This is a genomic window from Cognatiyoonia sp. IB215446, from assembly GCF_033963825.1.
GTDB lineage: Bacteria > Pseudomonadota > Alphaproteobacteria > Rhodobacterales > Rhodobacteraceae > Yoonia.
The window spans coordinates 1,309,527-1,335,682 of sequence record NZ_JAXBMD010000002.1; the positions used below are offsets into that span (position 1 = coordinate 1,309,527).

A 26,156-nucleotide genomic window follows, 5' to 3' on the forward strand; every position below is an offset into this window, starting at 1 on the left:
GGCATCAACGCCCCTTGAAAAGGCTGCCGAGCACCCCGCGCACGAGCCGACGACCAGTCGTTCCCTTGAGCTCCTTCACAACGACCGAGGCAAGCGCGCTGCCGAAACTGTCACTAGATGACCGGTTGGGTGTGCTGCGAGGCTGACCTGCGCTGAAGCGGCGTGCGGCTTTGAACTCGCGGGCCTTTTCGTCGAGCAGCGCCTCGGCGGCTTCGGCTTCTTCTGCCGCTTGGGCCGCAGCATCGGCACGTTTGCGCAGCATCTCAAAGGCACTGTCGCGATCCACGGCTTGGTCGTACTTTCCGGCCATGTCCGAGCCGGACATGATTGCCTTGCGGGTCGGCGCGTCTATCGGCCCAAGCTGCGAGGACGGCGGGCGGATCAGCGTCCGCTCCACAATCATTGGGATGCCCTTTTTATCAAGGAATGACGTCACCGCCTCACCGGTGCCGACCTCTTGAATAGCCTCTGCCGTGTCGAAGGCGGGATTGTCGCGATAGGTTTCGGCGGCCGTTTTCAGTTCCTTGCGGTCCTTGGCGGTGAACGCTCGCAAGGCATGCTGCACGCGATTACCCAACTGGCTGAGGACGTCTTCGGGGATGTCTCCGGGGTTTTGTGTGACGAAATAGACGCCGACACCTTTGGACCGGATGAGACGGGCGACCTGTTCGACCTTGTCCACCAACGCCTTTGGCGCGTCGTCGAAGAGCAGATGGGCCTCATCGAAGAAGAAGACCAGTTTCGGTTTGTCGGGGTTGCCGACTTCGGGCAGTTCCTCGAAGAGTTCAGACAGCAGCCACAACAGGAATGTCGCATAGAGGCGCGGGCTGCCCATCAGTTGATCGGCAGCGAGGATGTTGATCTCACCCCGTCCGTCGCGCGTGCGCATCATGTCAGAGAGTTGCAAGGCGGGCTCCCCAAAAAGCGCGTCACCGCCCTGATTTTCCAGGACAAGGAGTTGCCGTTGGATCGCACCCACGGACGAGGATGCGACATTGCCATAGCGGAGCGACAATTCGCTCGCATTCTGCCCAACCCAGACAAGAAGCGCGCGTAAGTCCTTCAGATCGAGAAGCGGCAAACCCTTTTCATCGGCAACGCGGAAGGCGACATTCAGAACGCCTTCCTGCGCGTCAGTCAACTCCATCAGACGCGCGAGCAAAAGTGGGCCCATCTCGGCGACTGTCGCGCGGATGGGATGGCCCTGCTTGCCGAAAAGGTCCCAGAAGGTCACGGGGAAGCTGTCATAGACAAGGTCAAGCCCTATTGTGTCAGCACGTTTGGTGAAAGCCTCATGCAGCTTGAACGCCTCTGTGCCCGAGGCGGCAAGGCCCGACAGATCGCCTTTGACATCAGAGAGGAACACCGGCACGCCCGCCGCCGAAAACCCCTCGGCCATGATCTGCAATGTCACGGTCTTTCCGGTCCCTGTCGCACCGGCGATCAGCCCATGCCGGTTCGCCTTGTCCAGACGCAAAACCTGCGCTGTGCCGTAAGCTTCACCGCCGCCACCCATGAAAATATGATCGCTCATGTAAAGGGGTCCCCACTAAATTCTCAGTCAAAATACATTCTTAACCACTTCGTGCCAGTGTCCAAGCATGGCTTTCCGGCTTTGTTGTCCGGCGGGCCATACTTCCTCCCTGTTAGACTGGCCGTGCCTTCGGGCACGGCTTTTTTTTCGGCCTCTATCGTTGCCGGGATCGTAACAGTTTTGTCAAAGATTCGCAGTTGACGGGCACCATGCCATTGCGTAGCTTCTCCGCAATTCGTCGGCCAAGTCCGACAGGGAGAACATGAAGAAGGGTCCTGTTTGGGCCCTTTTTCTTGTTTTCCACCCGCAAAAAAGTGAGCGAGACTTTGCCCGCGCCCCGTGTTTTGGCCCTGACATGGCCCTGACCCCATGGTACATCGCCGCGAAAGAACGAAGGGACAAACGTCAATGCATCCACTGCTGAAATCTCTACCGCTTATTCTACTGATCGCGCTTGGAGGGACCGCAATCGCGCAAGAAGCGACAGAAACAACGGCAGATGAAGCGACGGATACGACACCACCCGATCTGAACCTTGGTGAGCCGGTTGGCCCGCAAGTTGGCCAGGCCTATGTGCGGCAGGAATTTGGCGATTGGGAGATGCGGTGCGTCAAGACGCCGGAAGGTCAGGACGATCCTTGCAACCTCTATCAGCTCCTTGAGAACGATGATGGCGTTGCGGTCGCCGAGTTCAATCTGTTCCGCCTGCCGCCCGGTTCACGCGCCGCTGCGGGGGCCACAATTGTTGTCCCGCTTGAGACATTGCTGACGCAACAACTGACGCTGGCCGTCGATGGCGCAAATGCACGACGCTATCCGTTCACTTTCTGCAATCCAGGTGGCTGTGTCGCGCGGCTTGGTTTCACTGAGGCAGAAGTGCAGCAATTCAAGCGTGGTAACGTCGCGACGATCCGGCTTGTGCCTGCCGCCGATCCCGAGCAAGAGGTGGTTCTCGATGTCTCGCTCATCGGATTTACGGCAGGTTTTGATGGCAGCGCGGTGGTCGAGTAAGCGCTAAGCGTGCTTGCGCAGGGCCAGCACCGCGTTAAGTCCACCAAACGCGAAAGCGTTTGAGAGTGCTACATCAATATCGGCATCGCGCGCCACATTGGGGACGACATCCAGAGCGCATTCAGGGTCGGGTTCCTCATAACCGATTGTTGGGGCAACAATCCCGTCCTTGAGAGCCATGACGCAGGCCAAAAGCTCCACCGCCCCGGTGCCGCCGATCAGATGGCCATGCATCGACTTGGTGGACGACATCATCAGCGTATCTGCATGTGCGCCGAAGACATCTGCAACCGCTGCGCATTCGGTTTTGTCATTCGCCGCAGTTCCCGTGCCATGGGCATTCACATAGCCGACGCTTTCCTTGGGCAGGCGCGCATCTTTTAGGGCGCCAGCAATGGCCCGCGCGGCGCCCTGTTTTGACGGCATGACGATGTCGGACGCGTCAGATGACATCGCAAAGCCCACCACCTCGCACAAGATCTCGGCATCGCGGGCCTTGGCGTGTTCGTATTCCTCAAAGACAAAGACCCCGGCCCCTTCGCCTTGAACCATGCCGTTGCGCGTTGCCGAAAACGGGCGGCAGGCATCCTTGGACATCACGCGCAGACCTTCCCAGGCTTTAATGCCGCCAAAGCACAGCATCGCCTCGGACCCGCCAGTGATCATGACCTTCGCCATCCCACAACGCACCATATTAAAAGCCTGCCCCATCGCATGGTTTGATGAGGCGCAGGCAGTCGCCACTGTGAAAGATGGGCCGCGCAGGTTCCATTCCATCGACACGTGGCTCGCGGCAGCATTGTTCATCAGCTTGGGCACGATGAACGGGTGTACACGATTTTTGCCCGCCTCATAGACGGCGCGGTAATTGTCGTCTTGCGTGTTCAGCCCGCCACCCGATGTGCCCAGCACGACGCCCGAATTGTCCGCCAGCGCACCCGAAAAGCTGAGGCCTGATTGTACAATCGCCTCTCGCGCGGCAAGCAGCGTGAACTGGGTGAAACGGTCATAGAGCGCGATTTGCTGGCGGTTGAAATGCGCCGCCTCGTCATAGCCCTTGATCTGACCCCCGATCTGGATTGAGAGGCGGTCGACATCGGGGATTTCTAGCGTACCGATCCCACAATGCCCTTCGCGCATGGCAACAAAGGTTTGGGCAACATCCGCGCCAAGCGGATTGATCGTGCCAGCCCCCGTGATGACGACGCGTCGCATCTACTTGTCTTGCGCCGCCACAAGCTTGCCCACCGCGTCGATAATCGCGCCGATGGATGAAATGTCGAAATCACCGGAATTGGGTTCATTGGCGTTAAAAGGCACCGAGATGTCGAACGCCTCTTCAATCGCAAAGATGCTTTCGACAAGGCCCATGGAATCGAGGCCAATATCGTCAAGCGTCTGATCAAGCGCGATGTCGCTGGGCTCAAGCAGCGCCTGCTCGGCAAGAATGCTGATGACCTTATCCTTGATGTTCATCTGGCCCGATCCACCCTTGCATGATCCTCTTCCCGGGCGTGATGTAGTCAATTTGACAGGCGTTTGAAATACTGTTTTAGCGTTTTGTCAGGTCACGCAGAATGCGTGGCAGGCGGCGCAAGGCCTTGTAGCTGTCGATATGGGTCTGCATGCGTGTGGCGGGGTAACCCATCATCACCCGTCCGGCAGGCACGTTTGACAGGACCACGGTGCCGCCACCCAAAACCACGTCGTCCCCGACCGTCAGGTTGTCCGCCACCCCGGCCTTGCCGCCCACGACGACACGGTCACCGATTACGGTAGACCCGGCGACACCGGCCTGCGCGCAGAGCAGGCAATGCGCACCGACAATAACGTTGTGACCGACCTGCACCAGATTATCGATCTTGGTGCCGTCGCCGATCTGCGTGGCACGGATCGTGCCCGCGTCGATGGTCGAATTCGCCCCAACCTCAACATCGTCGCCGATGACAACACTGCCCAGCGAATGAATGCGGTGCCAAGTGGGATCCTCCGGCGGCGTCATGGGGTCGTTGCCAAGTGTGCTGCGCGCGATTTCGACATTGGCCGGTTCTACGCTGACGAAGGAAAATCCGTCGCCACCGATTGCCACATTGGGCTGCAGAATCACCCGAGCCCCGATCTGCACCCCGCGTTGGACACGCACACCGGCATGGATGCACGCACCCTCACCCAGCGTCACGCCTGGACCGATGCTCACCTGATCGCCAATCCAGCTCGCCGCCCCGATCTCTGCATCCGGACCAATCACACTGAAGGGGCCAATTGAGACATCCGCACCAATCCTGGCCTTCGGGTCGATCAGCGCTTGCGGTGAGATACCGTCTCGCTGCAGGGGCCGGTCGAGCATCTGCGTCAGCCGGGCCATGGCCAACCGCGCGCGCGGCGCAATGATTGCAGCGTCCAGACCGAACTGCTGCCAGTCGGCGCCTGACCACAGAACCGCCACCCGCGCATTGCCTTCGCGCAAGGCGTCACCATAGGCCGGGCTCATTGCCAGGGCCAGGTCGTCAGGTCCTGCATTGCCGGGTTCGGACGCGCCTGCGACAGTCAACTCAACATCACCAAACGCCTCGGCCCCCAGCGCCGCTGCGATCTCCTTGATTGAATGCGCCATGATGCCCCCGCTTTGGTGTGGGGGCTGATTTAGCCGCCCACGGCGCGGATCACCACCCCTTCGCGGGCAAGCGCGCTCCAGATACGGGCGTCGCGACCATAAACATCACGGCGATACTGCATGGGGCCCTCGGCTTGGGTGAAGGCCGTGCGATAGACTAGGTGCACCGGCACAGGATCGGCCAGATCAACCCGCCGCTCGCGACCCGTCCGCAACTCAGCCTGAAAAAGCGCTTCCGGATCAGATGTTTGTGGCGCCAGCAGCGCATAGGCAAAGTCAAACGGATCGGCGAGGCGAATGCATCCATGGCTGTAGGCACGGGTTTCACGGCCAAAGAGGCTCTTGGCCGGGGTGTCATGCAGATAGATGTTATAGCGATTGGGGAACATGAACTTCACCAGCCCCAGCGCATTGCCCCGGCTGGGCGGCTGACGCATGGAATAGGGGAAGTTCGTCCGGCTGTAGCGCGTGAAATCAACGGCATTGCGATCAACCACGCGGCCACGTGTATCGGTTATGATCAACTGGCTGACCGCGTTCGGATTACGCTGAAGTTGCGGCAGATATTCCTTGGTGATGATCGAGCGTGGGACGTACCAGCTGGGATTGATGACCATGAACTCCATGACATCCGAGAATTCCGGGCTTTCTCGATCATCTTCACGCGCGCCGATCACCGACCGGGTCGAGAATGTCACGACATCGTTGTCGATAATCTGTGCCGAAAAGTCGGTGAGGTTGACCCAGATGTGGCGTTCGCCCTTGGGGCGGTTGATCCACCTTTCCCGCTCCATCGCGACAATGACGGATTGCAGGCGCTCCGCAGCGGAACGGTTGATCTCACGCAAAGTACCGGGGCCTGCAGTGCCATCGGAGGCCAGGCCATGCGCCTGTTGAAAACGCTGGACGGCGGCAACAATCGTGTCGTCATAGGTTTGCGTATTCGTACGGGACAGAAAACCCATTGTGATCAGCCGGTTGCGCAGTGCAACCACACGCGCACCGGTATCACCGCGCTCCAGCTTGTTGCCGGGCACAACCGGCCCCCAACCGCCCGTCGCCACCAGACGTTCCATCGCCATTTTCTGGCGCATCAATCGCGTATATTCGGGCGAGCTTGGCGGCAAGGCACGCAGGAATGCCGCCGGATTGGATTGCGCAAAGGCCTGCAGAGTCTGCAAACGCGGCCGATAGGGGACCTGCCGATGGATGCTGCTGACGACCTGCGACGGGATCAGAATACCAGTCTGCACATCACGCGCATATTCAAGGAACAACCGGCTGAGTTCAACCTCCAACCGGCCTTGCGCCGCGGGTGTGCGGGCAGCCTGCAATTGCGCCATCAGCGCCTCTGCATCATAGCTTGCGGCGGGCAAACCATGATCGCCGGCTGCGGAAAACGCCGTGATGAGTGCGTTGCGCCGTGCGCGGTCCCCCCGATTACTCCAGATCCCTTCGAAATTCCGTGAACGGTAGAATGCGGCCAGGTCAGGATCGCGCGATGCCGCTTCGGCTACCGCCTGGCTGAACTCTGTCACTCTGGCCTGAGCCGGCAGCGTTGATGCGAACATGACGAAAGCAGCGGAGAAAATAATCAAAAAATATAATAAAAACAAATTCTTCGACAAAAGAACAATGCGCATAATGGCAAACCTTTGGTAAGACTTGAACGTACGGTAATGTGGCAGCAGCTTCGATGTGAGTATGAATATCCATACCTTGCGTAAGTCTATTCATAAACCGGTGATACCCGGTGGCGCCGATCAAGATGTTGCGCAAATGCAGCCAATTGGCCCCAAGAGGTAAAAAAACTTTACCAATCTTGCGCAGATTCCCGCCGATTTGCCTGACGTTAACCGCCATCTTGGTAAACAATGCTTGGTCAACGAATCAAAGTGTGTCATAAAGTAACAACATCTTGGGGGCTAACGGCAGTAATCCGCTTCAAAGCGGATAAAGATGGACGACGGGACAGGCGCAATAAACATGACGAAAACGACTTCCGCGGGTATATCCCGGCGTGGATTGTTGGGTGCTTTTGCCGCAACAGCGGTTGCCGCAGCACCAACATATTCCAAAGCAGCTGGCTTTTTGCGTGGCGCAGGCGACATTCGCCGTATCGGAATGCATTCAGGTCGAACCGGCGAATATCTGGACACAATCTACTGGATCGAAGGCGAGTATATTGCAGAAGCGGTGCGCGAAATTAACGTGCATATGCGTGATTGGCGGACAGGTGAAGCCGTCCAAATGGATTTGCGGACAATCGACATCATGTCAGCCGCACTGAACCTGATGGACACGAGTGAGCCTTACCTGCTGTTGTCAGGATACAGATCGCCACAAACCAACAACATGCTGCGCTCCAGGTCATCTGGTGTGGCACGCAACTCGCTTCACATGCGCGGCCAGGCCGCCGATCTGCGACTGACCAGCCGCACACCAACCCAAATGGCCAATGCCGCAATCGCCTGTCGTGCCGGTGGTGTCGGGCGGTATGGACGCTCCAACTTCGTTCATATGGATTGCGGCCCGATCCGCAGCTGGCGCGGCTAGCACTACCTAATCCACCAGAATGGGTGAGGGTCCATCGCGCAAATCCTGCCGCGCGGCATCCATGATGGTCTGCGAAAGCCGTTCGAACATGTCGGCCCTTGACGTCACGCGCCAGACAAGGCCAATCGCCCGCATCATGACATTGCGCTGAAACGGAATGACAGTGACATTGCTGCTGCGTCCGTCAATTTCAGACCGGGCATACAGCCGCGGCAGACAGGCCACGCCCATCCCCATCCCGACCATCTGTCGGATTGCATCAAGGCTGGTCCCCTCATAATCCCGCGCCAACAGCGCGCCATGTGCCTGACACAAGGCGGCGATTTGCGCATGCATCGCGTGATCGGGTCCAAGCGACAGGATTGTCTGGCCCGCAAGCGCATCCTCGGTCACCGTGGGTGATTGCGCGAGCGGATGGTCCGAGGCGACGGCCAGCACGAACGGCTCGCGAAACAGTCGCTTGTCGGCGAGATCCGCCCCGGGCTCTGGCAGTTGGGTGAGGATCACGTCGTGATGCCCAGCAATCAGATCGTTGCGCAAATCGGGCGCCGGGCTCTCGCGGATGTAAAGCCGCAGATCGGGGTATTGCGCATGGAGCCGCTCGACGACAAATGGCAGCAAGTAGGGGCCAATGGTCGGTGTCGTGCCCAAGCGGATAGTTCCGCCCATGCCGCCACGAATGTGCGCCGACATATCAACAATCCCGCGCACCTCATCCACAGCGCGGCGGGCACGCGTCACAACTTCGCGCCCCTCAGGCGTCAATGTGACCGGTCCCCTGCCCCGTTCCACCAGCCGGACCGACAACAACGCCTCAAGATTGCTGATCTGCAGACTGAGCGAAGGTTGAGAGATTCCCAGCGTCTCAGCCGCTTTGCGAAAATGTCGGGCTTCGGCCAAAGCAATCAGGTAACGAAGTTGACGCAGGCTGGGCAACAATGACGCACCTCCTTTTGATAGTTTTTTCCTATCAATATTTCTAACATGATTGTCTTTATTTGAAATGCCACACGCCTATTTCCCGATCTAGCATGAAGTTTTGGGGCCAGAAAATGAGCATCGGATCAATGTCGACATCTGAAACCTTGTTTACGGATCAATCCGTTGCTTCCCATGGCTAGGGCACTATGTCGCAGCAAGAGTGAAATTCTAGACCGCCCGGAATAATCGAGTGACTTCAACATCCACGTCGCGCTGGGTCACACCCGCTGGCCTCGTGCCTGTCCTGATCGCAAGCGTGCTCTTTGTCTATTTCGCACAGATGATCCCCGCCATTGCGGCGGGGGACGCGCTGCGCTTTGTCTGGGCGTGGGTGCCGAGCCTTGGTGTCAATGTCAGTTTCCTGGTGGACGGGCTGAGCCTGACCTTTGCGCTTCTGATCACGGGGATCGGCGCGCTGGTGATGCTTTATTCGGCGCGGTATCTGGCGGGGCACGAACATCAGGCACGGTTTTCACTGTTTCTGACCAGTTTTATGCTGGCGATGCTGGGTGTGGTCTTGTCGGATAACCTGTTGGGTTTGTTCGTTTTCTGGGAACTCACCACCATCACCTCTTACCTATTGATCGGGTTTGGTCATGCCAGCCCGAAATCGCGCCGCTCGGCCTTGCAGGCGCTTTTGGTCACGGGTGTTGGCGGGCTAGCACTGCTCGCCGCAATCATCATGATCGGCAATGTGGCGGGTACGTTTGAACTGTCGGAAATCCGGGCAATGCCGGCAGTGCTGACGGAAAGCGCGCTTTACTTGCCCATCCTGATCCTCGTCCTACTCGGCACCTTCACAAAATCAGCGCAAATCCCGTTTCATTTCTGGCTGCCTAACGCGATGGCAGCGCCCACCCCGGTCAGTGCCTATCTCCATTCTGCCACGATGGTGAAGGCGGGTGTCTACCTCATGGCGCGCATGCATCCATCGCTCAGCGGAACCGAAGTCTGGTTGTGGACTTTGACCATCGCGGGCGCGATCACGATGGTCTTTGCCTCGGTCATGGCATTGCGCCAGACCGATTTGAAACAGGCGCTGGCTTACACGACCTTGATGGCGCTGGGTGCGCTGACCCTGCTTTTGGGTAATGACACCGCTTATACGATTACAGCGGCTGCGACGTTCCTGATTGTGCACTCGCTCTACAAAGCAGCACTTTTCCTCGTGGTCGGCATCATTGATCACCAGACCGGAACACGTGACGCCGACAAGCTTTTCGGGTTGGCGCCCTCCATGCCGATCACTGCGGCGGCGGCGGGCATTGCGGCTTTGTCGATGGCGGGCTTTCCGCCATTCCTTGGATTTATCGGCAAAGAGTTGAAGTATGCCGGTGCGATCGCCGTGGCGTCCGAGCCGATCCTTGTCGCGGGCGCGGTTCTGATCGCAAGCGCGCTGATGGTGGCCATTGCAGGCATCGTCTCATTCCGCCCGTTCTGGAGCAAATCGGGCGAGCCGCTGCCCAACATCACCGAGGCGCCGTGGCCAATGCTCGCCGGACCACTGATCCTGGCACTTCTGGGGGCGATATTCGGCATTTTCCCCGACCTCATGGCCAATACTTTGGTCAATCCAACGGTTGACGCCATCCTTGCGGGCGCTGAAGAGGCGCGGCCGCTCAAGCTTTGGGCTGGGGTGAACCTGCCGCTGATGCTGAGCATCGCGACATTCGTGCTTGGCTTCACTATCTACTATTACAAGATCGCGTTGCGGAATTGGCTGATTGATCTCGTCAATCGCAGCCCCAGTTTTGATCGCGGCTGGGACAACCTCTTGGCTGGCCTTCTGGCGGCCTGCAAATGGCAAACCCGCGTGATCCAGACCGGTGTGCTGCGCCGCTACATGTTTTTGACATTTGCCACGGCACTGGCGGCGCTGGCCGGGACGCTACTGCTCAAGGATGTGGCTCTACCGCCAATCAACGTGCCTGACGTGACCATCGCCGACTGGCTTGTCTTCTTGCTGGTCTTGCTCGGCACGGCCCTGACGGCGGCAACAAGCTCGCGCATTGCGGCCATTGCTGGACTTGGTGTTGTTGGGATTGGCATCGCCATGATCTTCATTCTCTACAGTGCGCCAGATGTCGCCATCACCCAATTGCTTGTTGAAACGCTGATTGTCGTGCTTTTCGCAGCAGCGGCTCTACGCTTGCCGCATCTAGGCGCTGAGCCGCTGCGTAGCAGGCCGTGGGACGCGCTTTTGGCTGTTGGGCTGGGTGTCGCCACCACCGCCGTTCTGCTGGTGGTCACCGCCGGACAGATTGATCTGGAACTGACTGCGTTCTTCCAGACCGCAAGTTGGCCGCAAGCCTTTGGGCAGAACATCGTCAACGTGATCCTCGTCGATTTCCGTGCCTTGGATACCTTCGGCGAGATCGCGGTGGTCCTTGTTGCCGCAATCAGCATCTATGCGCTTCTCAAAAGCAAACCAGAAAAGGACGAGACATGAATTCCGTCATCCTGATCGCCGGCGCGCGGCTGCAGGTTGTCCTGCTTTTGGTTTTTTCGGCCTATATGCTGTTGCGCGGCCACAATGCGCCGGGTGGCGGTTTCATCGGCGGTCTGATCGCTGCGACCGGTTTCGTGGTCTACGCCATCGCCTGCGGCACCAAGGATGCACGCGCAGCGCTTCGCTTTGACCCCGCCAACATTGCAGGCCTTGGCCTTGGTATCGCGTTACTGGCAGGTGTGATGGCCGCGATCTGGGGCGATGCCTTGTTCACCGGCCAATGGCTCTTCATCGGTGAGACCGAGGATGACAAGGGCCTGCCGCTCTCGACCGTTTTGGTCTTTGATGTCGGCGTCTACCTTGTTGTTCTAGGGTCGGTTTTGTCGATTGTCTTTGCGTTGGAAGAGACAAGCTGATGGAGCAATTGTTATCGATCCTGATCGGCGTTCTGGTCGCCGCCTCTGTCTACCTGATGATGGGCCGCAACCTGCTGCGTTTCCTGTTTGGTCTGATCCTTTTGTCGAACGCGGCCAATCTGACGATTTTCGTCGCGGGCAGGCTTACCCCCGGCGCGCCACCGCTTGTGCCTGACGGTCTGGATGCGCCGGTAGGTCCTGTGGCCAACGCCCTGCCCCAGGCGCTGGTCCTGACCGCCATTGTGATCGGTTTCGGGCTGTTTGCATTCGCGCTGATCCTCGCTGTGCGCGCTTATTACAGCCTGGGCACCTTGGATACTGACGACATGCGCGTCGCCGAACCGAAAGATCAGGCATGAGCTGGTATCTGACCCTTCCGCTGGTCATCCCCTTTATCACCGCAATTGCCGCATTCCTTCTGCGCAACGGCGCGTATGGGCGCTGGGTGTCTGTAGCAGGCTCAACTGCAGCGCTGGGTGCGGCCATCGCGCTGATGGTGGTCGTGCTGGATCAGGGTGTGCTGGCCGATCAAATGGGCCAATGGGCAGCACCTTTTGGCATCACGCTGGTGGCGGATCTGCTATCTGCCGTGATGGTTCTGATCACCGCAATCACCGGGCTTGCCGTGGCGATCTATGCCATCGGCGACGTCGCTGCGCGTCATGAGCGGCACGGTTATCACGCGCTGTTCCAGATCTTGCTGGCAGGGGTAACAGGCGCCTTCCTGACCGGTGACCTCTTCAACCTCTATGTCTGGTTTGAGGTGATGCTGATCGCCTCATTCGGGCTTCTGATCCTGAATGGCGACCGCGAGCAGATTGAAGGGGGCGTCAAATACGTGGCGCTCAACCTCATCTCCACCATCCTGTTTCTGACCGGTATCGGCCTGCTTTATGGCATGACAGGCACGCTGAACTTTGCTGACCTCGCCGTCAAAGTCGACCTGATCGAAGACAAGGGCATGCTAACCGTGGTCGCCATGATGTTCATGGTGGCCTTCGGGGTAAAAGCGGCGGTCTTCCCGCTGTTTTTCTGGCTACCTGCGGCCTATCACACGCCCAGCTTTTCGGTCTCTGCCGTCTTTGCAGGTCTGCTAACAAAGGTTGGGGTCTATGCGCTGATCCGCATGTTCACGTTGGTTTTCGACCATGACGTGGGGTACACGCATACGGTGCTGTTGTGGGTCGCGTGCCTGACCATGGTGACTGGCGTTCTGGGCGCTGCGGCACAATCGGATTTCCGCAAAATCCTGTCATTCCACATCATCAGCCAGATCGGATATATGATCCTCGGTCTTGCCTTGATGACACCTTTGGCGATTGTTGGGGCGGTGTTCTATCTGGTGCACCACATCATCGTCAAAGCGAACCTGTTCCTTGTGGCGGGTATTTCACGGCAATTGACCGGCGGGACTGATGTCTACAAGATCGGTGGTCTTTACAAGTCGAGCCCGCTTCTCGCCGTCCTGTTCCTGATCCCCGCCTTTTCGCTTGCTGGCTTCCCACCACTTTCCGGCTTTTGGGCGAAGTACATCATCGTGAAAGCCACCCTGGATATTGAGATGTGGTTTGTCGCTTTCATCGCTTTGGCAGTGGGATTGATGACGATCTATTCCATGACCAAAATCTGGGCGGAGGCGTTCTGGAAAGACCATCCAGACGGGCGCGACCCGGCCTTGTCCGGTCTGGCCAATCGCGCACCCCTTCTGATACCGGTCGCGGCGCTTGCGCTTCTGACCATGGTGATCGGCTTGATGCCGGAGCCATTTGTCATCTTTGCCGAACGCGCGGCGAACCAATTGCTTGATCCCACAACCTACATCACAGTGGTGTTGGGAGAGCCGTCATGAACCTCTTTCTCTTGAATATTCTGCTTGCCGTTATCTGGGCCGCCCTCTGGGGCAGCTTCACGCAAGCGCAGTTTCTGGTCGGGTTTCTGATCGGGTTCATCACCCTTTGGATCGCACAGCCGCTTTTCGGCGGCACCAGCGGCTACTTCCTGCGCGCCTGGCGGATCGTGCGTCTGGTGCTCTTCTTTATCTACGATCTGTGCGTTTCCAGCATCCGCGTCGCCTATGACGTGCTGACACCGCAGGATCTCAGCAACCCTGCCATCCTAGAGATGCCACTGGATGTGAAATCGGATATCGAGATCCTGTTGGTCACCAATCTGATCTCGCTGACGCCAGGAACGCTCAGCCTTGATGTCACGCCCGACCGGAAAACGCTGATCGTGCATGCGATGTTTGCAGATGATCCTGACGCGGTGATTGCCGATCTGAAGTCGGGCATGGAACGCATGGTCAAAGAGGTATTCGAAGAATGACACTCACCGAGTTCCTGATCCTCTCAAAGGACATTGCGCTGATTGTGGTTGTCCTGTCCCTTGCCGTTGCCTTTGTCAGGCTCGCCCGCGGCCCCAGCCTCGCCGACAGAGTCGTGGCGCTGGACATGATGACTGTCTCGCTGATCGCGGTCTGTGGGGTGTTGGCTATCAGTACGGGCGAGCTTGCGCTATTGGATGTCGCACTTGTTCTGGCGCTGGTTGGCTTCCTTGCGACCGTGGCGTTGGCGCGCTATGCCGAACGGCGCCAGATAAACGGGGAAGATGAAGATGATTGAGATCCTCATCGCGGCCTTCCTTTTATTGGGCGCGTTTTTTGCCATGATCGCAGCGGTCGGCGTATTGCGCCTTCCGGATGTGTTGACGCGCATGCATGCCTCGACCAAGGCGGGCACATTGGGCAGTAGCCTGATTTTGATCGGTGGTGCGATCTTTTACGACGACGCCGCAGTCACTGTGCGGGTGGTGGCCATCATTTTGTTCCTGATGCTGACGGCCCCGATTGGGGCTCACATGATTGGCCGTGCTGCCGCACGACATAAATAGGCCAAGAAGACCGATAAGCACTCTTGCAGGCTGCTGCATTTCAGAGGCAACATGCCCTGCAGGAGTGGAGCTTTCGGATGCCTGATCAGTTCGACATTGCCATAAGGGAGGGGCAAATCGTAACGCCAGACGGGATCGTCACGGGCGATATGGGAGTGCGCGAAGGCGTCATTGCTGCGATCGCGCCAGATCTTGGTCCGGCTGCCAAGGACATCGATGCAAGCGGACGTTGGGTGATGCCCGGCGGCGTCGACGTCCATGCTCATATTGAACAGATGTCCGGCATGGGCCTGATGAATGCGGATACGTTTGAAACCGCGACACGCTCCGCCGCGATAGGTGGCACAACCAGCGTGATCTCGTTCGCCGCGCAGGCCAAGGGGCAAAGGCTGTCCGATGCCATGGCCGATTACAGCGCGCGTGCGGAGCGCGGCGCGATGATTGACTATGCCTTTCACATGATCGTGTCAGACACCACGGCCCCTGACGTTGATGCGGACTTGGGCGCGCTGATTGATGCAGGCAACCGGTCAATCAAGGTGTTTACGACCTACAATATTCAGCTCAACGATGCAGAAATCTTGCGTGTCATGTCAGTCGCGCGTGCCCATGGGGCGCTCGTCTGCGTTCATGCCGAAAACGATGCGATCATTGCCCGCGCCAAGGCGGCGCTGATTGCGGCGGGCAACACGGCCCCGCATTTCCACGCAGCCTCCCATCCGCGCATGGCGGAGGTGGAGGCTGTTGCCCGCATCTGCCGCTTCGCCGAACATCTGGGGCAGCCGGTGATGCTGTTTCACATCTCGACCGCCGAAGGGGCCGCGATTGTGCGCGATGCAAGGCGGCGCGGCGCACCGGTCTGGGCCGAGACCTGCCCACATTATCTATTCATGACCGAAGAGATCCTTAAGCAAGACGGGATCAATGGCGCGAAATGGATGTGCTCTCCCCCGCAGCGGACGAAGGCGGATCAAGAGGCGCTCTGGCAGGCGCTCGATCAGGAAGACCTGCAGATCGTCTCATCTGATCACGCGCCCTACCGGTTCGACGAGAGGGGCAAACTCTCCGCCGGTCCGTCACCCGGCTTTCACGAGATAGCCAATGGTTTACCGGGGCTGGAGACCCGGCTGCCGTTGATGTTCGACGCGATGGTCAGTCGCGGGCGCGGCGGGCCAGAGGCGTTCGCGCAACTCACCGCAACGGCGCCAGCCCAAATATATGGCCTGCCCCGCAAAGGGGCCCTCGTCATCGGAAACGACGCCGATATCACCGTTTGGGACCCGGAGAATAGCGTGACTTACGGGGAAGACGATCTGCACGACAATGTGGGTTACAACCCGTGGGTCGGCTACAGTATGAAAGGCTGGCCGACAGACGTCTTTCTGCGCGGCGCACACATCGTCGAGAATGGGCAATTCGCCGGAACACCGGGCGCAGGCCGGAAGATCGACCGCCCCACTCTGCCACTCGCCCCAACAACGCCTGTCGCCTAGGAGCCCCTATGCCACCCGCCCAAACCGACAACCAGCTTGCCATCACATTCCTCTATTATCGCGATCTGCCGCGCGCGATGCGCTTTTACGAGGATGTCATGGGCCTCCCGCTCGCCATTGATCAGGGCTGGTGCAAGATTTATCAGATATGTTCCGGCGCGCATGTGGGGCTGGTGGATGAGGCAAAGGGCATGAACAAATGGGCCCCGGTGAAGCCCGTGCAGCTTTGCATTCGGGTGCCTGATGTGGCGTCATGGTATGAATATGCGCGGGACAGCGGGCTGGAGGGCTTGTCCGAACTCTTCGTGAACGATGAGATCGGGATCAAAGCCTTCGTTTTTGACGATCCCGAGGGCTATCAGATAGAAATCCAGTCAGCGACCCGCGCAGGCGCATGACGCTGATTGTCATCAATCCCAATTCCTCAGAAACGGTTACTGCAGGCATTGATCAGGCCGTCGACCCCCTGCGCCGTTTCGGCACACCGATCCGCTGCCTAACGCTTGCCGAAGGTCCGCCGGGTATCGAGAGCCAGTTGCAGGCGGACCTAACCATCGACCCGATGCTGCGCCTTGCCGCCGCACAGACCGACGCCTCCGGCTATGTCATCGCCTGTTTTGGCGATCCGGGCCTGCATGCATTACGCGACCAGACCGCCCTGCCCGTTCTTGGCATTCAGGAAAGCGCTGTGATGACCGCGCTCACTTTGGGCCAGCGCTTTGGCGTGATCGCGATCCTGCCGCAATCCATCCCGCGCCATCTGCGCGCTTTTGGGGCGATGGGCGTCCTGGATCGCCTGGCCGGTGACCGCGTCCTAGGGTTAGGCGTCGGCGATCTCGCCGATCCGGCCCGCAGCCGTGCCGCGATGATCGCGACCGCAAAGACCCTGCGCGACCAGGACGGCGCCGATGTGCTGATCATGGGTTGTGCAGGCATGGGGCAGTATCGCGGCGTGCTGGAAGAGGAAACCGGCCTGCCAGTCGTCGAGCCGACGCAGGCCGCCGTCTCCATGGCGCTGGGTCATATCGCATTGCAGTTCAGCAAAAGAAGGGATCACCATGCTAGATGAAACGGCAAAAGGCGTCTTTACCATCGCGGTCACGCCCTTTCTGCCTGACGGCGCACTGGATTGGGATAGCGTCGACCGGATGGTGGATTTCTACATCCAGAAAGGTGCCACCGGCCTGACGATCCTTGGCATGATGGGTGAGGCGGGCAAACTGACTGCGGAAGAGGCGATTGCCCTTGTCGACCGTGTCACAAAACGCAGTAGCGTTCCGGTTGTCGTTGGCGTGTCGGCTCCCGGATTTGCGGCGATGAAAACGCTGGGCGATGCGGCAATGGATCTTGGTGCCGCAGGCCTGATGGTGGCGCCGCCGGGCAACCTTCAGAGCGACGACCAGATCATCGGCTACTATCACAACACGGCGGAAACACTGGGCGATGCTCCCTTCGTGCTGCAGGACTTTCCCCTGGTTACAAAAGTCCACATCCCGCCCAAGGTCATTTTGCAAATCGTCGCCGATTGCCCTACTTTCGTGATGCTTAAACACGAGGACTGGCCAGGCCTCGACAAGATCAGCGCCTTGCGCGCCGCATCCGAAAACGGCGCGCGGCGGATTTCGATCCTTTGCGGGAATGGCGGTCTGTATCTGCTTGAAGAAATGCTGCGCGGCGCCGACGGGGCCATGACCGGCTTTGGCTATCCGGAGATGATGGCGCAGGTCGTGGCGGCGTATCAGGCGGGCGACCTTTCCGGTGCGCGCGATATCTTTGACACATACATGCCAATGATCCGGTATGAAGCACAGCCCGGCCTTGGTCTCGCTATCCGCAAATACACGTTGGCAAAACGCGGTGTCATAGCGCATGCCACACTGCGCAAACCCGGTTTGGGCCTAACCAGAGCAGCCATTTCAGAAGTTGAAGAAATTGCGCAGAGACAAACGCTAAAGCTGCAAGCGCTTGGCCTTTAGGTGAATCGTAAACAAACCACCATAAAACTATTGGCGAGTGAGCGCGCCGAACTGATTTGAAGGACCGCACGATTTGGTAGTTTTTATTACCTAAAAGCGCCCTGCGCCTCATACGCTCTGTGCAGAAGCGAGGTCTACCTGCCATTAGGTTTCAAGGAGCGGCGACATGATGCGTATCTCTGATATCGCTGCGATTGTGTTCTTCATGGTCATCAGTGTGGACGTGTTTGTCAAATCGCTGATTTGACAGGTTTTGCTTAAGGCTGCTGCCCCAGTCGCGGCACAATGGGTGGTTTCTCGCCATGCTCACTTCATGTTTTTTGCAGCCCCGCGTTTCTTAATCCCCTGGTTCCCAAGCCTTTATCCCTTGCAATCACCGCTCCACTACCACCGATATTCGGTTCTTGATGGGTTTGCTAATAATCAATAGAAATCGGCAGAAAAAAACTGGAATTCGAATGGTGTGAATTGAGTACCGTAAACGTCTTCATACTCGACGACCACAGTCGTCTTATCAAGTGAGCTTCTAAGCGCTCTGCTAAAACTGCGAGACGCATAATCCGCTGGGTCGGTATCATAATAGACAAGTCTCTGATACTCGCCACTTCCCAGCGCATTGAGCCAACCTGGTGTCAACACAAGTGCGTTTACGGCGAGTGGATCATCAGTGACACTGGCGCTCAAGCTTGGTCTGTCAGTTATGGTTCCGAGCGCGTCGCGATAGGTCACGCTTGTAATTAGCATAGGCCCTACCCCAACATTCTTCAGTGTTATGAAGAACTCATCCGGCGACTGTAGATGAGAAATAATCGGAATGGGCAGCACCGATAGACGAGCTTGCTTTCTATTTACGATGTCGGACGAAACAGAAACCCCCACCGCTGCAACTGACGTAAGCATTGCGCATAAGGCTATCCACCTGTCCGCTGACATCATGATCTCCCTTAACTTTTGCGGTGATTGCAGGTATCGCACGACAGAAGCCTGGCACTAAGCAGAATTTCCGGTCGCCGGTCCCACATGCTTGACATGTCAGCCGATCTGGAGTCTACGGCGAGCCTCGAACTCGCATTTTCCTTCCAGTTAATTTTGTCCTGCTTCGAAGCCAATCGGGATACATGGACATGGTGTGGTCGACCAGAGAGTATTCGAACACATCCGCACCTGATTTTGAAGTCTCTGCAAATGACGAACCGCTTCTGTCATCAGACCAGTGTAATGAGCTGTTTGAAGAACTGGAACGCTGGCATGATATCCTTAAATCCCATGCCGATGACTTAGGGGGGCCAGGCGCCTCGATCTGGGACGCTGCAGGATACATCGACACAAGGCCGGACACACGACTGTACTGACGGATCATCGTAATCGCAAAATGCTCTTGCAATACAGGAGCCATACACACACGACTTTGCAGCAACTTGGTAAGTTCTGCATCACAGCGGTCGATTGCGCATGCAAAGTCAAAGCCGTCGGATGCGGCACGAAAACTGCCCTTGCCACCGACGTTACGATCCCAAAGCCAGCGCGGTTCTGGTAACTGGGTCCGGAGGGCGGATCGGACTGCAAATCATACCACGACTCCAAGTTCCCGCAACCACCCCGAAACGCAGGGCACGGAACAAGGAGCAGATCATCGGTCAAAAACGGCCTTTGCTACCCAAACAGTCTGGGCAATCCGGGCACGGCCCGAATTGGCGGGCCATTTACGCGATCTGACTTTGTTCAACGTCGCTATCGACACTAAGCTGTTTGGCTGTGATCTTGTCAAACTGGCCGTATCTAACCTGGTGAAGGATGATTGCGTTCGGGAACGCGTTTCAGTGATCCAGAGCAAAACCAAGCGACCAGCCCAGTTCGAACTGACGGAAAACACGCGTGAAACCGTCTTGGCTTGGATCAAATCGCTAGAGATGTTTGCGTGTCGGTTCATGTTTCCCGGCCGGTTCCATGACCGGCCACACATCTCAACCCGCCAGTATGGACAGTTAGTGCGTGATTGGGTCACTGCAATTGGGCTAGAGCCGAATGGATATGGCACCCACTCGCTCCGCCGGACAAAAGCAGCTGAGATCTATCGAAAGACCGGCAATCTCCGGGCCGTCCAACTGCTACTCGGCCCCACCAAAGTCGACAGCACCGTTCGATACTTGGGCATCGAACCTGAAGATGCTCTGAGCATTGCAGAGCGCATAAGCATCTGATCCATTTTGGCGAGCGGCTTGGCCGTTCGCCATTTTGAAGCTGTTGCTCGTCTTTCGTGCGGCAGTGGTCTGCGCCAAACCCGTCTCAGCTATCGCCAATTTGCGCTGCTCGCGCTCGCAGCATCAAGCTTTCTGCGCTGGCGCAATATGCTTCGGCACGCGGCAGTGGAAAACTGACATTGATGTCTGGCGGAGTGAAGAACTGGACCCAAAAGGATCACGCCGTGGACGAAACCACGCTTCAATACGGCAAGGTCAACGTCGATTTCCAAGCGATACGGGTAAGTCTACTCCGCGAAAGCAACCCATCGTCCTGCCACGAGCACGGCCACCCAAATGCAGATATACAACGAGGCTGTCACAGAACGCTTGCTATTGAATGAAGCGAACAACGCTGCATTTGCGACTGCCAGCAAGATGAGCGCAAATTTGATCAAAACAGCGGGATTTTCGGAGTAGCTAGTGGCTTGAACAGTAAACAACAGCGTGCCCGTGGTTGCTGCTGCGCCGAAGCCAAGAACGGCAATTCGGCTTAGCTGCGCCACCCTGTCGTCTATCTCTTTCAGCGTCAAAACCCGCAAGTCGGCCAGGACCACTGGCGCCATCAGAAAGCTAGTTTAAAGGATGTGCATGGCCGAGATGAGCGGATAGATCGGCCCGCCGACCCAATCCGCGAGTGCTGGCGCCTCCAGCCAGACAAGCACCGGCGTCAGTCCGAGCACCCTGCATCCTCTGTCTGCATACGTCCACGACGGACGACGGCCTCGCCGTCTACCAGGCGCAGCCACTGGCCGCGCAACTGATACGGTGGGCGGCAGTCTTGGTAGACGATGGTCTCAACTCTATCGCCAACAGCGATGCGGTTCCGAAGGTCAAAAAACAGACTGATCGGTGGGTACTCGACGTCAATGATCCTACCCCGGTCTTCCGAGCGAACTTCAATCACATCGGCAAACTCTTCACCTTGCGGTAAATCACTAGGAGGCCTGAGTTCCGCATCCACGTGCATTTCGATCACCGGGTGTGGGCGCCGAAAGGTTGCATCGATGACTTCACCGACCACATAGATCGGGCGACCACTGTCATAAGTCCCATCGAAACCATGGTGGGCCAGGCCGGGCATTGCAAAAGCCGCCGCCCCGATCAGCCCACCGGCAAACGCACGTCGTGTCAGCATATTGCGGTCTCCCCAATAGAAGCGGCGCATCTTTGACGCTCAGTCGGTAAGGAACGCGTCTAGCGCGGGTAGAAAAACATCGGGGCGTTCCCTATGTGCCGGATGCGTCTCACCCGGTACAACGAAGAGCTGCGCAGTCTCCATTTGCCGCCGTGCTTCGTCCGCATCCGCCACTGAAAGGAATGGATCGTTGTCCCAACCGTAACCAGAACAGGGATGGTAATTTCGCCGATCCGGCCTTCTGGATGCCCGTCGGCACTGCTGTCTTTCAGCATCGCGGCGGCCTGGGCCACCATGCGATCAAAGTCGCCATCGGGGTTCAGCCGGTTATAGTCGTCGACAATAAAACTGAAGCCCCCTGAACCAAGCGACTCTCGGTTCCATGTGTCGAATGTGTCCCACATCCCGCGACCATTCTCCGCTGACCAGCGCGCACCAATAGTTACCAGTTTCGAGACGCGCGGTGAGGGGCGAGCCGCCATCCTGTAGCCCGTGATCCCACCATCCGAGAACCCGATCACAGGGCAAGTTTCAATACCGAGGGCATCCAGAACAGCGTGAGCATCATCTTCCTGTGCGGCGTAGGATAAAGCGATGTCACCTAGGGGTGATCTTCCCATCCCGCGCGTATCCAACAGCACCACCTGATACCCGCTTACAACGAGATGATCCCGTAGCCCATCAAACCCACCGGAATGACCAAGCCCGCCATGCAAGAGCAGGATCGGTGGGCCTTCCCGGTGTGTCTCGAAGTATATGTCGGAGCCCGCACGAGAAACCGTGGCTGTCGTCTGCGCCAGTGCTGTGCTCCCAACCATGAGTGCCCCTGCGGTTGTCGCAACCCAAAGCACTAGAAGGTTTCTACGATTGAATTCCATCATGTTCTTCTTTAGTCGGCCATCACATCGTCGCGGCGTTGCGCGATCACATCGAGGAATGCAGGAGCATCGATATTAGCAATGGGCAGACGACCAGTTGCGGGACGCCGAATATTGAAACTGTCGACATGGGCGATCAGGTCTGCGTTTTCAGTCGGTGCACCTTCTGTATTGTAGAGCTGGAAGTTGGGATAGATGGGAGCCACACTGTCATAGTCCGCATAGGCAGTGAGACCGACATTTAAAACCAAGGGCAGGTCAGGTCGTATGATCTGTTCAACCACTTCCCATTCCTGTCCTGCAGGCCGTGTAAGCAGTGTGAAGATCTCGCCGTGGCGGGCAATACGCAGGTCGACTGAGCCTGTCGGCGCAGGAAGAATCTGCAGGGTCGAGAGCGAATTGGTCGTTGTCTTCAGTTCGTAGTGTGGCTCACCGGCTGGAGCCGCTGTACCAATTGAGAAGAAAAGCCAATTTTCCTGTCCCGGTATCCAGGTTGCGGCGGAGACCTCTCGAGGTGCACGAACAAACAGGCCTGCCAGCGAGAAGGACGTCTGAGGGAGGTCAGCCTCAATACCAGTCACCTCAATCCGCGTAGTTGCGATGAAATCACCGCTGATCTGATGGTAAAGATGGCCTGCTTGATTGTCTTCGAACCAGCCAGAGGACACCGGTTGCAAGACAAGCCTGCCGTCCTCGACCCGCGGTTCTTGCCATTTCCGCGTAAAGCCATCGGGCAGGTGTTCCGACCAGGCTTCGAGCGCTGACGCATCGTCGAAAGTGGTCGAGAGGGCGCTGATATCGTCGGCCTGCGCAAGTGTTGCGGAGGCGACGAGCGCGATTGAAGCAACGGTGGTTTTCATAGGGGTCTCCTGTTCTCTGGCTTTCCTTTCCTGCGATATGGCTTAACTGTCGGAACCGAAAACTGAGGTTTTCGACAAATTCTATAAGGAAAGATTATGGATGTTTTCGGTCATGGATTATCGATGTGTCGTCGCCCTCAGCGAGGAGAAAAGCTTTTCTCAGGCGTCCGAAATCCTTGGTATCTCGCAGCCTGCCCTCACGGCGCGGCTGCGGCGTATTGAGGAAAACCTTGGAGTTCGCCTCTTCGAGCGTGGCAGGCGCGGAGCCAAACCAACACCTGCCGGTGATGCCTTCATCGATGCCGCACAGCGGATCATCGACATGGCTGATCGCTCAGTCGAGGTGGCACGGGATGCAGATCGCGGTCTTGGCCAACACCTGCGGATTGGAATGACCCAGATTGCTGCTGTTCAGGTCGTTGTTCCGATCCTAAAAGCGTTTCGCGAAGAAAATGCCTTTGCCCGTGTGAGACTAACCGAGAGTATATCCTCCACCTTGGAAGCGCAGGTTGAACAGAACCTGATCGATGTCGCTTTCCTCCATCCGCCAGTACATCAGGCGGGGCTTTCCGAACTTCCGCTCATGTCACAACGCCTCGTGAAATACGACGCGATGGCCTCGCCCCATGATCGACCACCCACCATTCGATATACCCGACGCGATGCACCGGTTCTGGTTGCAGAGCTTGATCGTCATGAGCCAGCCGGCGTCGAAGCGGACGCCCTGGCGGAAGTGGATACGGCGATTGGCGCGATCGTGATGTCACATGCGGGATACGGTCCGTTTGTGGTCCCGGAAGGCTTCCCCAGTCCGTTCAATCGATCAGAAACCTGTCCAGGTGGAGCGCCGCTCAAAGCAGAGCTAGGAACGAGCATCGTCTGGCGTAGCCTTGATCGCCGCCCCATGGTGCGCGCGTTGATAGAGATCTGCAGACGGTCGTGATACGACCCCGTCGGCCGACAGCGGAAGCGCGGCGAGCGTCAACCTTCCGCATTGCTTTCGTCTTCGAGCGACTGCCTTGGCCTCGGTGATCTGCGCTGTCTGTAAACGGCAGCTACACCGTCTGGTTCAGCATCACGATCAGGATCCGCGTTGCGCGCAATGGTCGCCATATCATCCGCGAATTCATGTCTTCGCGCCTCCGAAAGACCTCAAAGCATAGCGGTCGAAATCATTCGCTCTTCCGACAGGATAGCATCAAATGTAGCTTCTCCCTCATCCGTCAGTTCGGCTAACACTATCGGGCGATTGGTCTCAGTCCGATTCCTGCAAAGGACGCTGCGTTCTTCGAGGCGCTTGAGAGCGCTCGACATCGTGGTTGGCCCGACACCCAAAAACGCGGCAATCCTGACGGAAGGGCACCCAGGATTGGCCGCAACAAAGCGCATCGTATGAATGTCTGTCGCGGCAAGTTTTAGTTGCCCATGCGCGGTCTCAACTTCGGGCTCCACGATCTTCAGCATGCGCACCATTGTGACAATTGCCTCTTGCAAGGTTTCAATCTGAGCATCCATCGCAATTCTCCAAAGTCACGTGTCGCGGGATTCACAAGCGTAGGCTGCAAGTCGGCACTACAAAACTATGCGATACTCGTATACCGATCATCATACATTACGATTATCCGTACAGATTTTTATTGGACCCCGAAAACGAGACGAGGTCTACAAGCTGCCCTTGGCATCCACACAATCATCCCCCAGGTTTTCGGCGTGCTCAACTTCTGGGTTGGGGCTCCAATCCACATGCCGGCAGAGCACGTGAGCCCGAACATCGACAGCCATATCCGCTTCCAGTTCACTTGGTTTTTCGGCCTTGCTGTCATGTTCTGGTATATGATACCGCGATCGAGGATCACTCAACACTGTTTCGGATCATTGCCGGGGTCATGTTCCTGGGCGGTCTGGGGCGGCTCTTATCGATGGCCCAAGTTGACGTGCCCGATGCGCCAATCGTCGCTGCATTGATCCTTGAATTGCTCATACCCCTGCTGATCGCATGGCAGTCAGCCGTTGCTCGGCGGTCGCTGTTTGAGCCATCCTCGAATTGAGAGACCGTCGGCGGAAGTCGCCATTGCAAACCGAACCATGTGGGTTCGTTGTGTTCCTTGCAAGACTGGCGCAATGCAGAACCTGACGGCCATTTGACCATGTCGCGTCGGCTGCCGGCGTTCCGGTCATTCCTCTTGTTCTTGGCCACTCAGGATCCAGCACACTAAACACGGTAGTCGCGCACATAATCAAGGAAAGCCCGCAATCGTGCGGGCATGTAGTGGCGGCTTGCGTAGACGGTCCAGACAGCGGTGTAGAAGTCCGTCGCGCTGCCCTCATGTTCGGGGAAGAGGTCAACTAGCCTCCCCCGTTCAAGATCATCCGAGACTGTCCAGTCAGCCAACAGCGCAACGCCCAAACCTTCTAGCGCCGCGCGTCGTATCGCCAACGCGTTGGAAATCGCCAAAGCAGGACGCGGCTGGACTTCGATAGGTCTTGAACCTGGAGTGACGCGGAAACGCCATGCCGACCCGAACCGCGGGAGCGCAAAGTGGATGGCATCATGATCCTTTAGATCCGCAGGGTGCGCCGGCCGTCCCATTCGGTTAAGATAGCCTGGTGCCGCCACCGCGCGATAGCGGACGTCGAATAGCTTTGAAACCACGAAAGTACCCTGCAGATTGGACCCCAACCGTAGGGCCACATCAATGCCTTCGGCTGCAATGTCGATCTGACCGTCACTGAGGATGAGTTCAATCTGGACCCGCGGGAACAGCATGCGGAAACCGGCCAACCGTGGCGTGAGCCAGCGCTCCCCAAACGCAACCGACGTCGTGACCCGCAAAAGTCCTGACGGCTCGGTGACCGCGTCACGGGCTGTGTCCGCCGCTTCAGCAAGTCCTTCCAGGATTGGTCCGACGCGATCCAGATAGATACGCCCGGCTTCGGTAAGCGCCAGCCGCCGCGTTGTCCGCTCAAAAAGCGCCAGACCCAGGACTTCTTCCAACGCCGCCACGCGCCGTGAAACCGAGGACGGATCGACCCCTTCGTCTCGGGCCACGGCGGCAAAAGAGCCGCGGCGGGTGACATCTGAGAATGTCTGGAGCAGTGCAAGTTCCATGACGACCTTTCG

Annotated in this window: 28 protein-coding genes and 2 pseudogenes; 16 read left to right on the forward strand and 14 right to left on the reverse strand. The window is 57.8% G+C overall.

Annotated features, from left to right (window positions below; all coding sequences use genetic code 11):
* Positions 1-4 precede the first annotated feature (4 nt).
* Positions 5-1,534 carry a helicase HerA-like domain-containing protein gene (locus SLH49_RS13955; protein WP_320269735.1) on the reverse strand — a complete coding sequence of 510 codons (1,530 nt, stop codon included), beginning with the start codon at positions 1,532-1,534 and terminating at the stop codon, positions 5-7.
* A gap of 408 nt (positions 1,535-1,942) precedes the next feature.
* On the opposite strand from SLH49_RS13955, the gene SLH49_RS13960 reads away from it, so the two are divergent.
* Positions 1,943-2,545 carry an invasion associated locus B family protein gene (locus tag SLH49_RS13960; RefSeq protein ID WP_320269736.1) on the forward strand — a complete coding sequence of 201 codons (603 nt, stop codon included), beginning with the start codon at positions 1,943-1,945 and terminating at the stop codon, positions 2,543-2,545.
* 3 nt (positions 2,546-2,548) lie between these two features.
* Here the strand turns inward: SLH49_RS13960 and SLH49_RS13965 are convergent, their stop codons facing one another.
* The 5 genes from SLH49_RS13965 to SLH49_RS13985 all read right to left on the reverse strand — a co-directional run bounded on the left by SLH49_RS13965 (position 2,549) and on the right by SLH49_RS13985 (position 7,022).
* The gene (locus SLH49_RS13965; RefSeq protein ID WP_320269737.1) at positions 2,549-3,760 is read right to left on the reverse strand and encodes a beta-ketoacyl-[acyl-carrier-protein] synthase family protein; all 1,212 of its coding nucleotides are present in this window, start codon (positions 3,758-3,760) and stop codon (positions 2,549-2,551) included.
* On the reverse strand, positions 3,761-4,021 hold the full coding sequence (locus tag SLH49_RS13970; protein ID WP_320269738.1) for an acyl carrier protein: 261 nt from the start codon (positions 4,019-4,021) through the stop codon (positions 3,761-3,763). It lies immediately after the preceding gene.
* Between the two features lie 76 nt (positions 4,022-4,097).
* On the reverse strand, positions 4,098-5,159 hold the full coding sequence (locus SLH49_RS13975) for a UDP-3-O-(3-hydroxymyristoyl)glucosamine N-acyltransferase (protein ID WP_320269739.1): 1,062 nt from the start codon (positions 5,157-5,159) through the stop codon (positions 4,098-4,100).
* A gap of 29 nt (positions 5,160-5,188) precedes the next feature.
* The gene (locus SLH49_RS13980; RefSeq protein ID WP_320269740.1) at positions 5,189-6,730 is read right to left on the reverse strand and encodes a L,D-transpeptidase family protein; all 1,542 of its coding nucleotides are present in this window, start codon (positions 6,728-6,730) and stop codon (positions 5,189-5,191) included.
* Complete coding sequence (locus SLH49_RS13985) at positions 6,648-7,022, reverse strand: hypothetical protein (protein WP_320269741.1); 375 nt, start codon at positions 7,020-7,022, stop codon at positions 6,648-6,650. Before SLH49_RS13985 ends, SLH49_RS13980 begins: the two co-directional genes overlap by 83 nt.
* 123 nt (positions 7,023-7,145) lie before the next feature.
* Between SLH49_RS13985 and SLH49_RS13990 the strand changes: the two genes are divergently transcribed.
* A complete protein-coding gene (locus SLH49_RS13990; RefSeq protein WP_320269742.1) occupies positions 7,146-7,715 on the forward strand; it encodes a YcbK family protein in 570 nt (189 codons plus the stop codon).
* A 6-nt stretch (positions 7,716-7,721) separates the two neighbouring features.
* On the opposite strand, the gene SLH49_RS13995 is transcribed toward SLH49_RS13990, so the two are convergent.
* Positions 7,722-8,654 (reverse strand): hydrogen peroxide-inducible genes activator, encoded by a 933-nt coding sequence (locus SLH49_RS13995; RefSeq protein WP_320269743.1) that lies wholly within the window; start codon positions 8,652-8,654, stop codon positions 7,722-7,724.
* 232 nt (positions 8,655-8,886) lie between these two features.
* On the opposite strand from SLH49_RS13995, the gene SLH49_RS14000 reads away from it, so the two are divergent.
* The 11 genes from SLH49_RS14000 to SLH49_RS14050 all read left to right on the forward strand — a co-directional run bounded on the left by SLH49_RS14000 (position 8,887) and on the right by SLH49_RS14050 (position 17,919).
* On the forward strand, positions 8,887-11,145 hold the full coding sequence (locus tag SLH49_RS14000; RefSeq protein WP_320269744.1) for a putative monovalent cation/H+ antiporter subunit A: 2,259 nt from the start codon (positions 8,887-8,889) through the stop codon (positions 11,143-11,145).
* On the forward strand, positions 11,142-11,561 hold the full coding sequence (locus tag SLH49_RS14005; protein ID WP_320238718.1) for a Na+/H+ antiporter subunit B: 420 nt from the start codon (positions 11,142-11,144) through the stop codon (positions 11,559-11,561). Before SLH49_RS14000 ends, SLH49_RS14005 begins: the two co-directional genes overlap by 4 nt.
* Entirely contained in the window at positions 11,561-11,920 is a 360-nt protein-coding gene (locus SLH49_RS14010; RefSeq protein ID WP_320269745.1) for a Na+/H+ antiporter subunit C, read from the forward strand. The genes SLH49_RS14005 and SLH49_RS14010 overlap by 1 nt, the downstream gene beginning before the upstream one ends.
* Positions 11,917-13,410, forward strand: a complete 1,494-nt coding sequence (locus SLH49_RS14015) for a Na+/H+ antiporter subunit D (RefSeq protein ID WP_320269746.1) — start codon at positions 11,917-11,919, stop codon at positions 13,408-13,410. The genes SLH49_RS14010 and SLH49_RS14015 overlap by 4 nt, the downstream gene beginning before the upstream one ends.
* On the forward strand, positions 13,407-13,886 hold the full coding sequence (locus SLH49_RS14020; RefSeq protein WP_320269747.1) for a Na+/H+ antiporter subunit E: 480 nt from the start codon (positions 13,407-13,409) through the stop codon (positions 13,884-13,886). Before SLH49_RS14015 ends, SLH49_RS14020 begins: the two co-directional genes overlap by 4 nt.
* On the forward strand, positions 13,883-14,182 hold the full coding sequence (locus tag SLH49_RS14025) for a monovalent cation/H+ antiporter complex subunit F (RefSeq protein WP_320269748.1): 300 nt from the start codon (positions 13,883-13,885) through the stop codon (positions 14,180-14,182). The genes SLH49_RS14020 and SLH49_RS14025 overlap by 4 nt, the downstream gene beginning before the upstream one ends.
* Entirely contained in the window at positions 14,175-14,450 is a 276-nt protein-coding gene (gene mnhG / locus SLH49_RS14030; RefSeq protein ID WP_320269749.1) for a monovalent cation/H(+) antiporter subunit G, read from the forward strand. The genes SLH49_RS14025 and mnhG overlap by 8 nt, the downstream gene beginning before the upstream one ends.
* 77 nt (positions 14,451-14,527) lie before the next feature.
* Positions 14,528-15,943, forward strand: a complete 1,416-nt coding sequence (hydA, locus tag SLH49_RS14035) for a dihydropyrimidinase (protein ID WP_320269750.1) — start codon at positions 14,528-14,530, stop codon at positions 15,941-15,943.
* Positions 15,944-15,951: 8 nt separating this feature from the next.
* Complete coding sequence (locus SLH49_RS14040) at positions 15,952-16,341, forward strand: VOC family protein (protein WP_320269751.1); 390 nt, start codon at positions 15,952-15,954, stop codon at positions 16,339-16,341.
* Positions 16,338-17,012, forward strand: coding sequence for an aspartate/glutamate racemase family protein (locus SLH49_RS14045; protein ID WP_320269752.1), 675 nt, complete (start codon positions 16,338-16,340; stop codon positions 17,010-17,012). Before SLH49_RS14040 ends, SLH49_RS14045 begins: the two co-directional genes overlap by 4 nt.
* Positions 17,002-17,919, forward strand: a complete 918-nt coding sequence (locus SLH49_RS14050) for a dihydrodipicolinate synthase family protein (protein ID WP_320269753.1) — start codon at positions 17,002-17,004, stop codon at positions 17,917-17,919. The genes SLH49_RS14045 and SLH49_RS14050 overlap by 11 nt, the downstream gene beginning before the upstream one ends.
* A 423-nt stretch (positions 17,920-18,342) precedes the next feature.
* Here the strand turns inward: SLH49_RS14050 and SLH49_RS14055 are convergent, their stop codons facing one another.
* The gene (locus tag SLH49_RS14055) at positions 18,343-18,855 is read right to left on the reverse strand and encodes a hypothetical protein (RefSeq protein WP_320269754.1); all 513 of its coding nucleotides are present in this window, start codon (positions 18,853-18,855) and stop codon (positions 18,343-18,345) included.
* 633 nt (positions 18,856-19,488) lie between these two features.
* On the opposite strand from SLH49_RS14055, the pseudogene SLH49_RS14060 reads away from it, so the two are divergent.
* Positions 19,489-20,120 (forward strand): annotated as a pseudogene (locus tag SLH49_RS14060) (tyrosine-type recombinase/integrase).
* Positions 20,121-20,407: 287 nt separating this feature from the next.
* On the opposite strand, the gene SLH49_RS14065 reads toward SLH49_RS14060, so the two are convergent.
* The 4 genes from SLH49_RS14065 to SLH49_RS14080 all read right to left on the reverse strand — a co-directional run bounded on the left by SLH49_RS14065 (position 20,408) and on the right by SLH49_RS14080 (position 23,035).
* A complete protein-coding gene (locus tag SLH49_RS14065) occupies positions 20,408-20,725 on the reverse strand; it encodes a hypothetical protein (protein WP_320269755.1) in 318 nt (105 codons plus the stop codon).
* Between the two features lie 104 nt (positions 20,726-20,829).
* Positions 20,830-21,297 carry a hypothetical protein gene (locus SLH49_RS14070; protein ID WP_320269756.1) on the reverse strand — a complete coding sequence of 156 codons (468 nt, stop codon included), beginning with the start codon at positions 21,295-21,297 and terminating at the stop codon, positions 20,830-20,832.
* A 59-nt stretch (positions 21,298-21,356) separates the two neighbouring features.
* A complete protein-coding gene (locus tag SLH49_RS14075) occupies positions 21,357-22,115 on the reverse strand; it encodes an alpha/beta fold hydrolase (RefSeq protein WP_320269757.1) in 759 nt (252 codons plus the stop codon).
* Positions 22,116-22,186: 71 nt separating this feature from the next.
* The gene (locus tag SLH49_RS14080) at positions 22,187-23,035 is read right to left on the reverse strand and encodes a hypothetical protein (protein ID WP_320269758.1); all 849 of its coding nucleotides are present in this window, start codon (positions 23,033-23,035) and stop codon (positions 22,187-22,189) included.
* Between the two features lie 112 nt (positions 23,036-23,147).
* On the opposite strand from SLH49_RS14080, the gene SLH49_RS14085 reads away from it, so the two are divergent.
* A complete protein-coding gene (locus SLH49_RS14085) occupies positions 23,148-23,978 on the forward strand; it encodes a LysR family transcriptional regulator (RefSeq protein ID WP_320269759.1) in 831 nt (276 codons plus the stop codon).
* A gap of 209 nt (positions 23,979-24,187) precedes the next feature.
* Here the strand turns inward: SLH49_RS14085 and SLH49_RS14090 are convergent, their stop codons facing one another.
* Complete coding sequence (locus SLH49_RS14090; RefSeq protein WP_320269760.1) at positions 24,188-24,550, reverse strand: MarR family winged helix-turn-helix transcriptional regulator; 363 nt, start codon at positions 24,548-24,550, stop codon at positions 24,188-24,190.
* Here SLH49_RS14090 and SLH49_RS22380 point away from each other — a divergent pair.
* A pseudogene (locus SLH49_RS22380) lies at positions 24,461-25,083 on the forward strand (DUF4345 domain-containing protein). The gene SLH49_RS14090 and the pseudogene SLH49_RS22380 sit on opposite strands and share 90 nt — an antisense overlap.
* Positions 25,084-25,247: 164 nt before the next feature.
* Here the strand turns inward: SLH49_RS22380 and SLH49_RS14095 are convergent.
* The gene (locus SLH49_RS14095; protein ID WP_320269761.1) at positions 25,248-26,144 is read right to left on the reverse strand and encodes a LysR family transcriptional regulator; all 897 of its coding nucleotides are present in this window, start codon (positions 26,142-26,144) and stop codon (positions 25,248-25,250) included.
* Positions 26,145-26,156: the final 12 nt, after the last annotated feature.

Coding starts and splice junctions, on each gene's coding strand:
- SLH49_RS13955 (WP_320269735.1), bottom strand. CDS start 1,534: ATGAGCGATCATATTTTCATGGGTGGCGGCGGTGAAGCTTACGGCACA.
- SLH49_RS13960 (WP_320269736.1), top strand. CDS start 1,943: ATGCATCCACTGCTGAAATCTCTACCGCTTATTCTACTGATCGCGCTT.
- SLH49_RS13965 (WP_320269737.1), bottom strand. CDS start 3,760: ATGCGACGCGTCGTCATCACGGGGGCTGGCACGATCAATCCGCTTGGC.
- SLH49_RS13970 (WP_320269738.1), bottom strand. CDS start 4,021: ATGAACATCAAGGATAAGGTCATCAGCATTCTTGCCGAGCAGGCGCTG.
- SLH49_RS13975 (WP_320269739.1), bottom strand. CDS start 5,159: ATGGCGCATTCAATCAAGGAGATCGCAGCGGCGCTGGGGGCCGAGGCG.
- SLH49_RS13980 (WP_320269740.1), bottom strand. CDS start 6,730: ATGTTCGCATCAACGCTGCCGGCTCAGGCCAGAGTGACAGAGTTCAGC.
- SLH49_RS13985 (WP_320269741.1), bottom strand. CDS start 7,022: ATGGCGGTTAACGTCAGGCAAATCGGCGGGAATCTGCGCAAGATTGGT.
- SLH49_RS13990 (WP_320269742.1), top strand. CDS start 7,146: ATGACGAAAACGACTTCCGCGGGTATATCCCGGCGTGGATTGTTGGGT.
- SLH49_RS14005 (WP_320238718.1), top strand. CDS start 11,142: ATGAATTCCGTCATCCTGATCGCCGGCGCGCGGCTGCAGGTTGTCCTG.
- SLH49_RS14010 (WP_320269745.1), top strand. CDS start 11,561: ATGGAGCAATTGTTATCGATCCTGATCGGCGTTCTGGTCGCCGCCTCT.
- SLH49_RS14015 (WP_320269746.1), top strand. CDS start 11,917: ATGAGCTGGTATCTGACCCTTCCGCTGGTCATCCCCTTTATCACCGCA.
- SLH49_RS14020 (WP_320269747.1), top strand. CDS start 13,407: ATGAACCTCTTTCTCTTGAATATTCTGCTTGCCGTTATCTGGGCCGCC.
- SLH49_RS14025 (WP_320269748.1), top strand. CDS start 13,883: ATGACACTCACCGAGTTCCTGATCCTCTCAAAGGACATTGCGCTGATT.
- mnhG (WP_320269749.1), top strand. CDS start 14,175: ATGATTGAGATCCTCATCGCGGCCTTCCTTTTATTGGGCGCGTTTTTT.
- hydA (WP_320269750.1), top strand. CDS start 14,528: ATGCCTGATCAGTTCGACATTGCCATAAGGGAGGGGCAAATCGTAACG.
- SLH49_RS14040 (WP_320269751.1), top strand. CDS start 15,952: ATGCCACCCGCCCAAACCGACAACCAGCTTGCCATCACATTCCTCTAT.
- SLH49_RS14045 (WP_320269752.1), top strand. CDS start 16,338: ATGACGCTGATTGTCATCAATCCCAATTCCTCAGAAACGGTTACTGCA.
- SLH49_RS14050 (WP_320269753.1), top strand. CDS start 17,002: ATGCTAGATGAAACGGCAAAAGGCGTCTTTACCATCGCGGTCACGCCC.
- SLH49_RS14055 (WP_320269754.1), bottom strand. CDS start 18,855: ATGATGTCAGCGGACAGGTGGATAGCCTTATGCGCAATGCTTACGTCA.
- SLH49_RS14065 (WP_320269755.1), bottom strand. CDS start 20,725: ATGGCGCCAGTGGTCCTGGCCGACTTGCGGGTTTTGACGCTGAAAGAG.
- SLH49_RS14070 (WP_320269756.1), bottom strand. CDS start 21,297: ATGCTGACACGACGTGCGTTTGCCGGTGGGCTGATCGGGGCGGCGGCT.
- SLH49_RS14075 (WP_320269757.1), bottom strand. CDS start 22,115: ATGGTTGGGAGCACAGCACTGGCGCAGACGACAGCCACGGTTTCTCGT.
- SLH49_RS14080 (WP_320269758.1), bottom strand. CDS start 23,035: ATGAAAACCACCGTTGCTTCAATCGCGCTCGTCGCCTCCGCAACACTT.
- SLH49_RS14085 (WP_320269759.1), top strand. CDS start 23,148: ATGGATTATCGATGTGTCGTCGCCCTCAGCGAGGAGAAAAGCTTTTCT.
- SLH49_RS14090 (WP_320269760.1), bottom strand. CDS start 24,550: ATGGATGCTCAGATTGAAACCTTGCAAGAGGCAATTGTCACAATGGTG.
- SLH49_RS14095 (WP_320269761.1), bottom strand. CDS start 26,144: ATGGAACTTGCACTGCTCCAGACATTCTCAGATGTCACCCGCCGCGGC.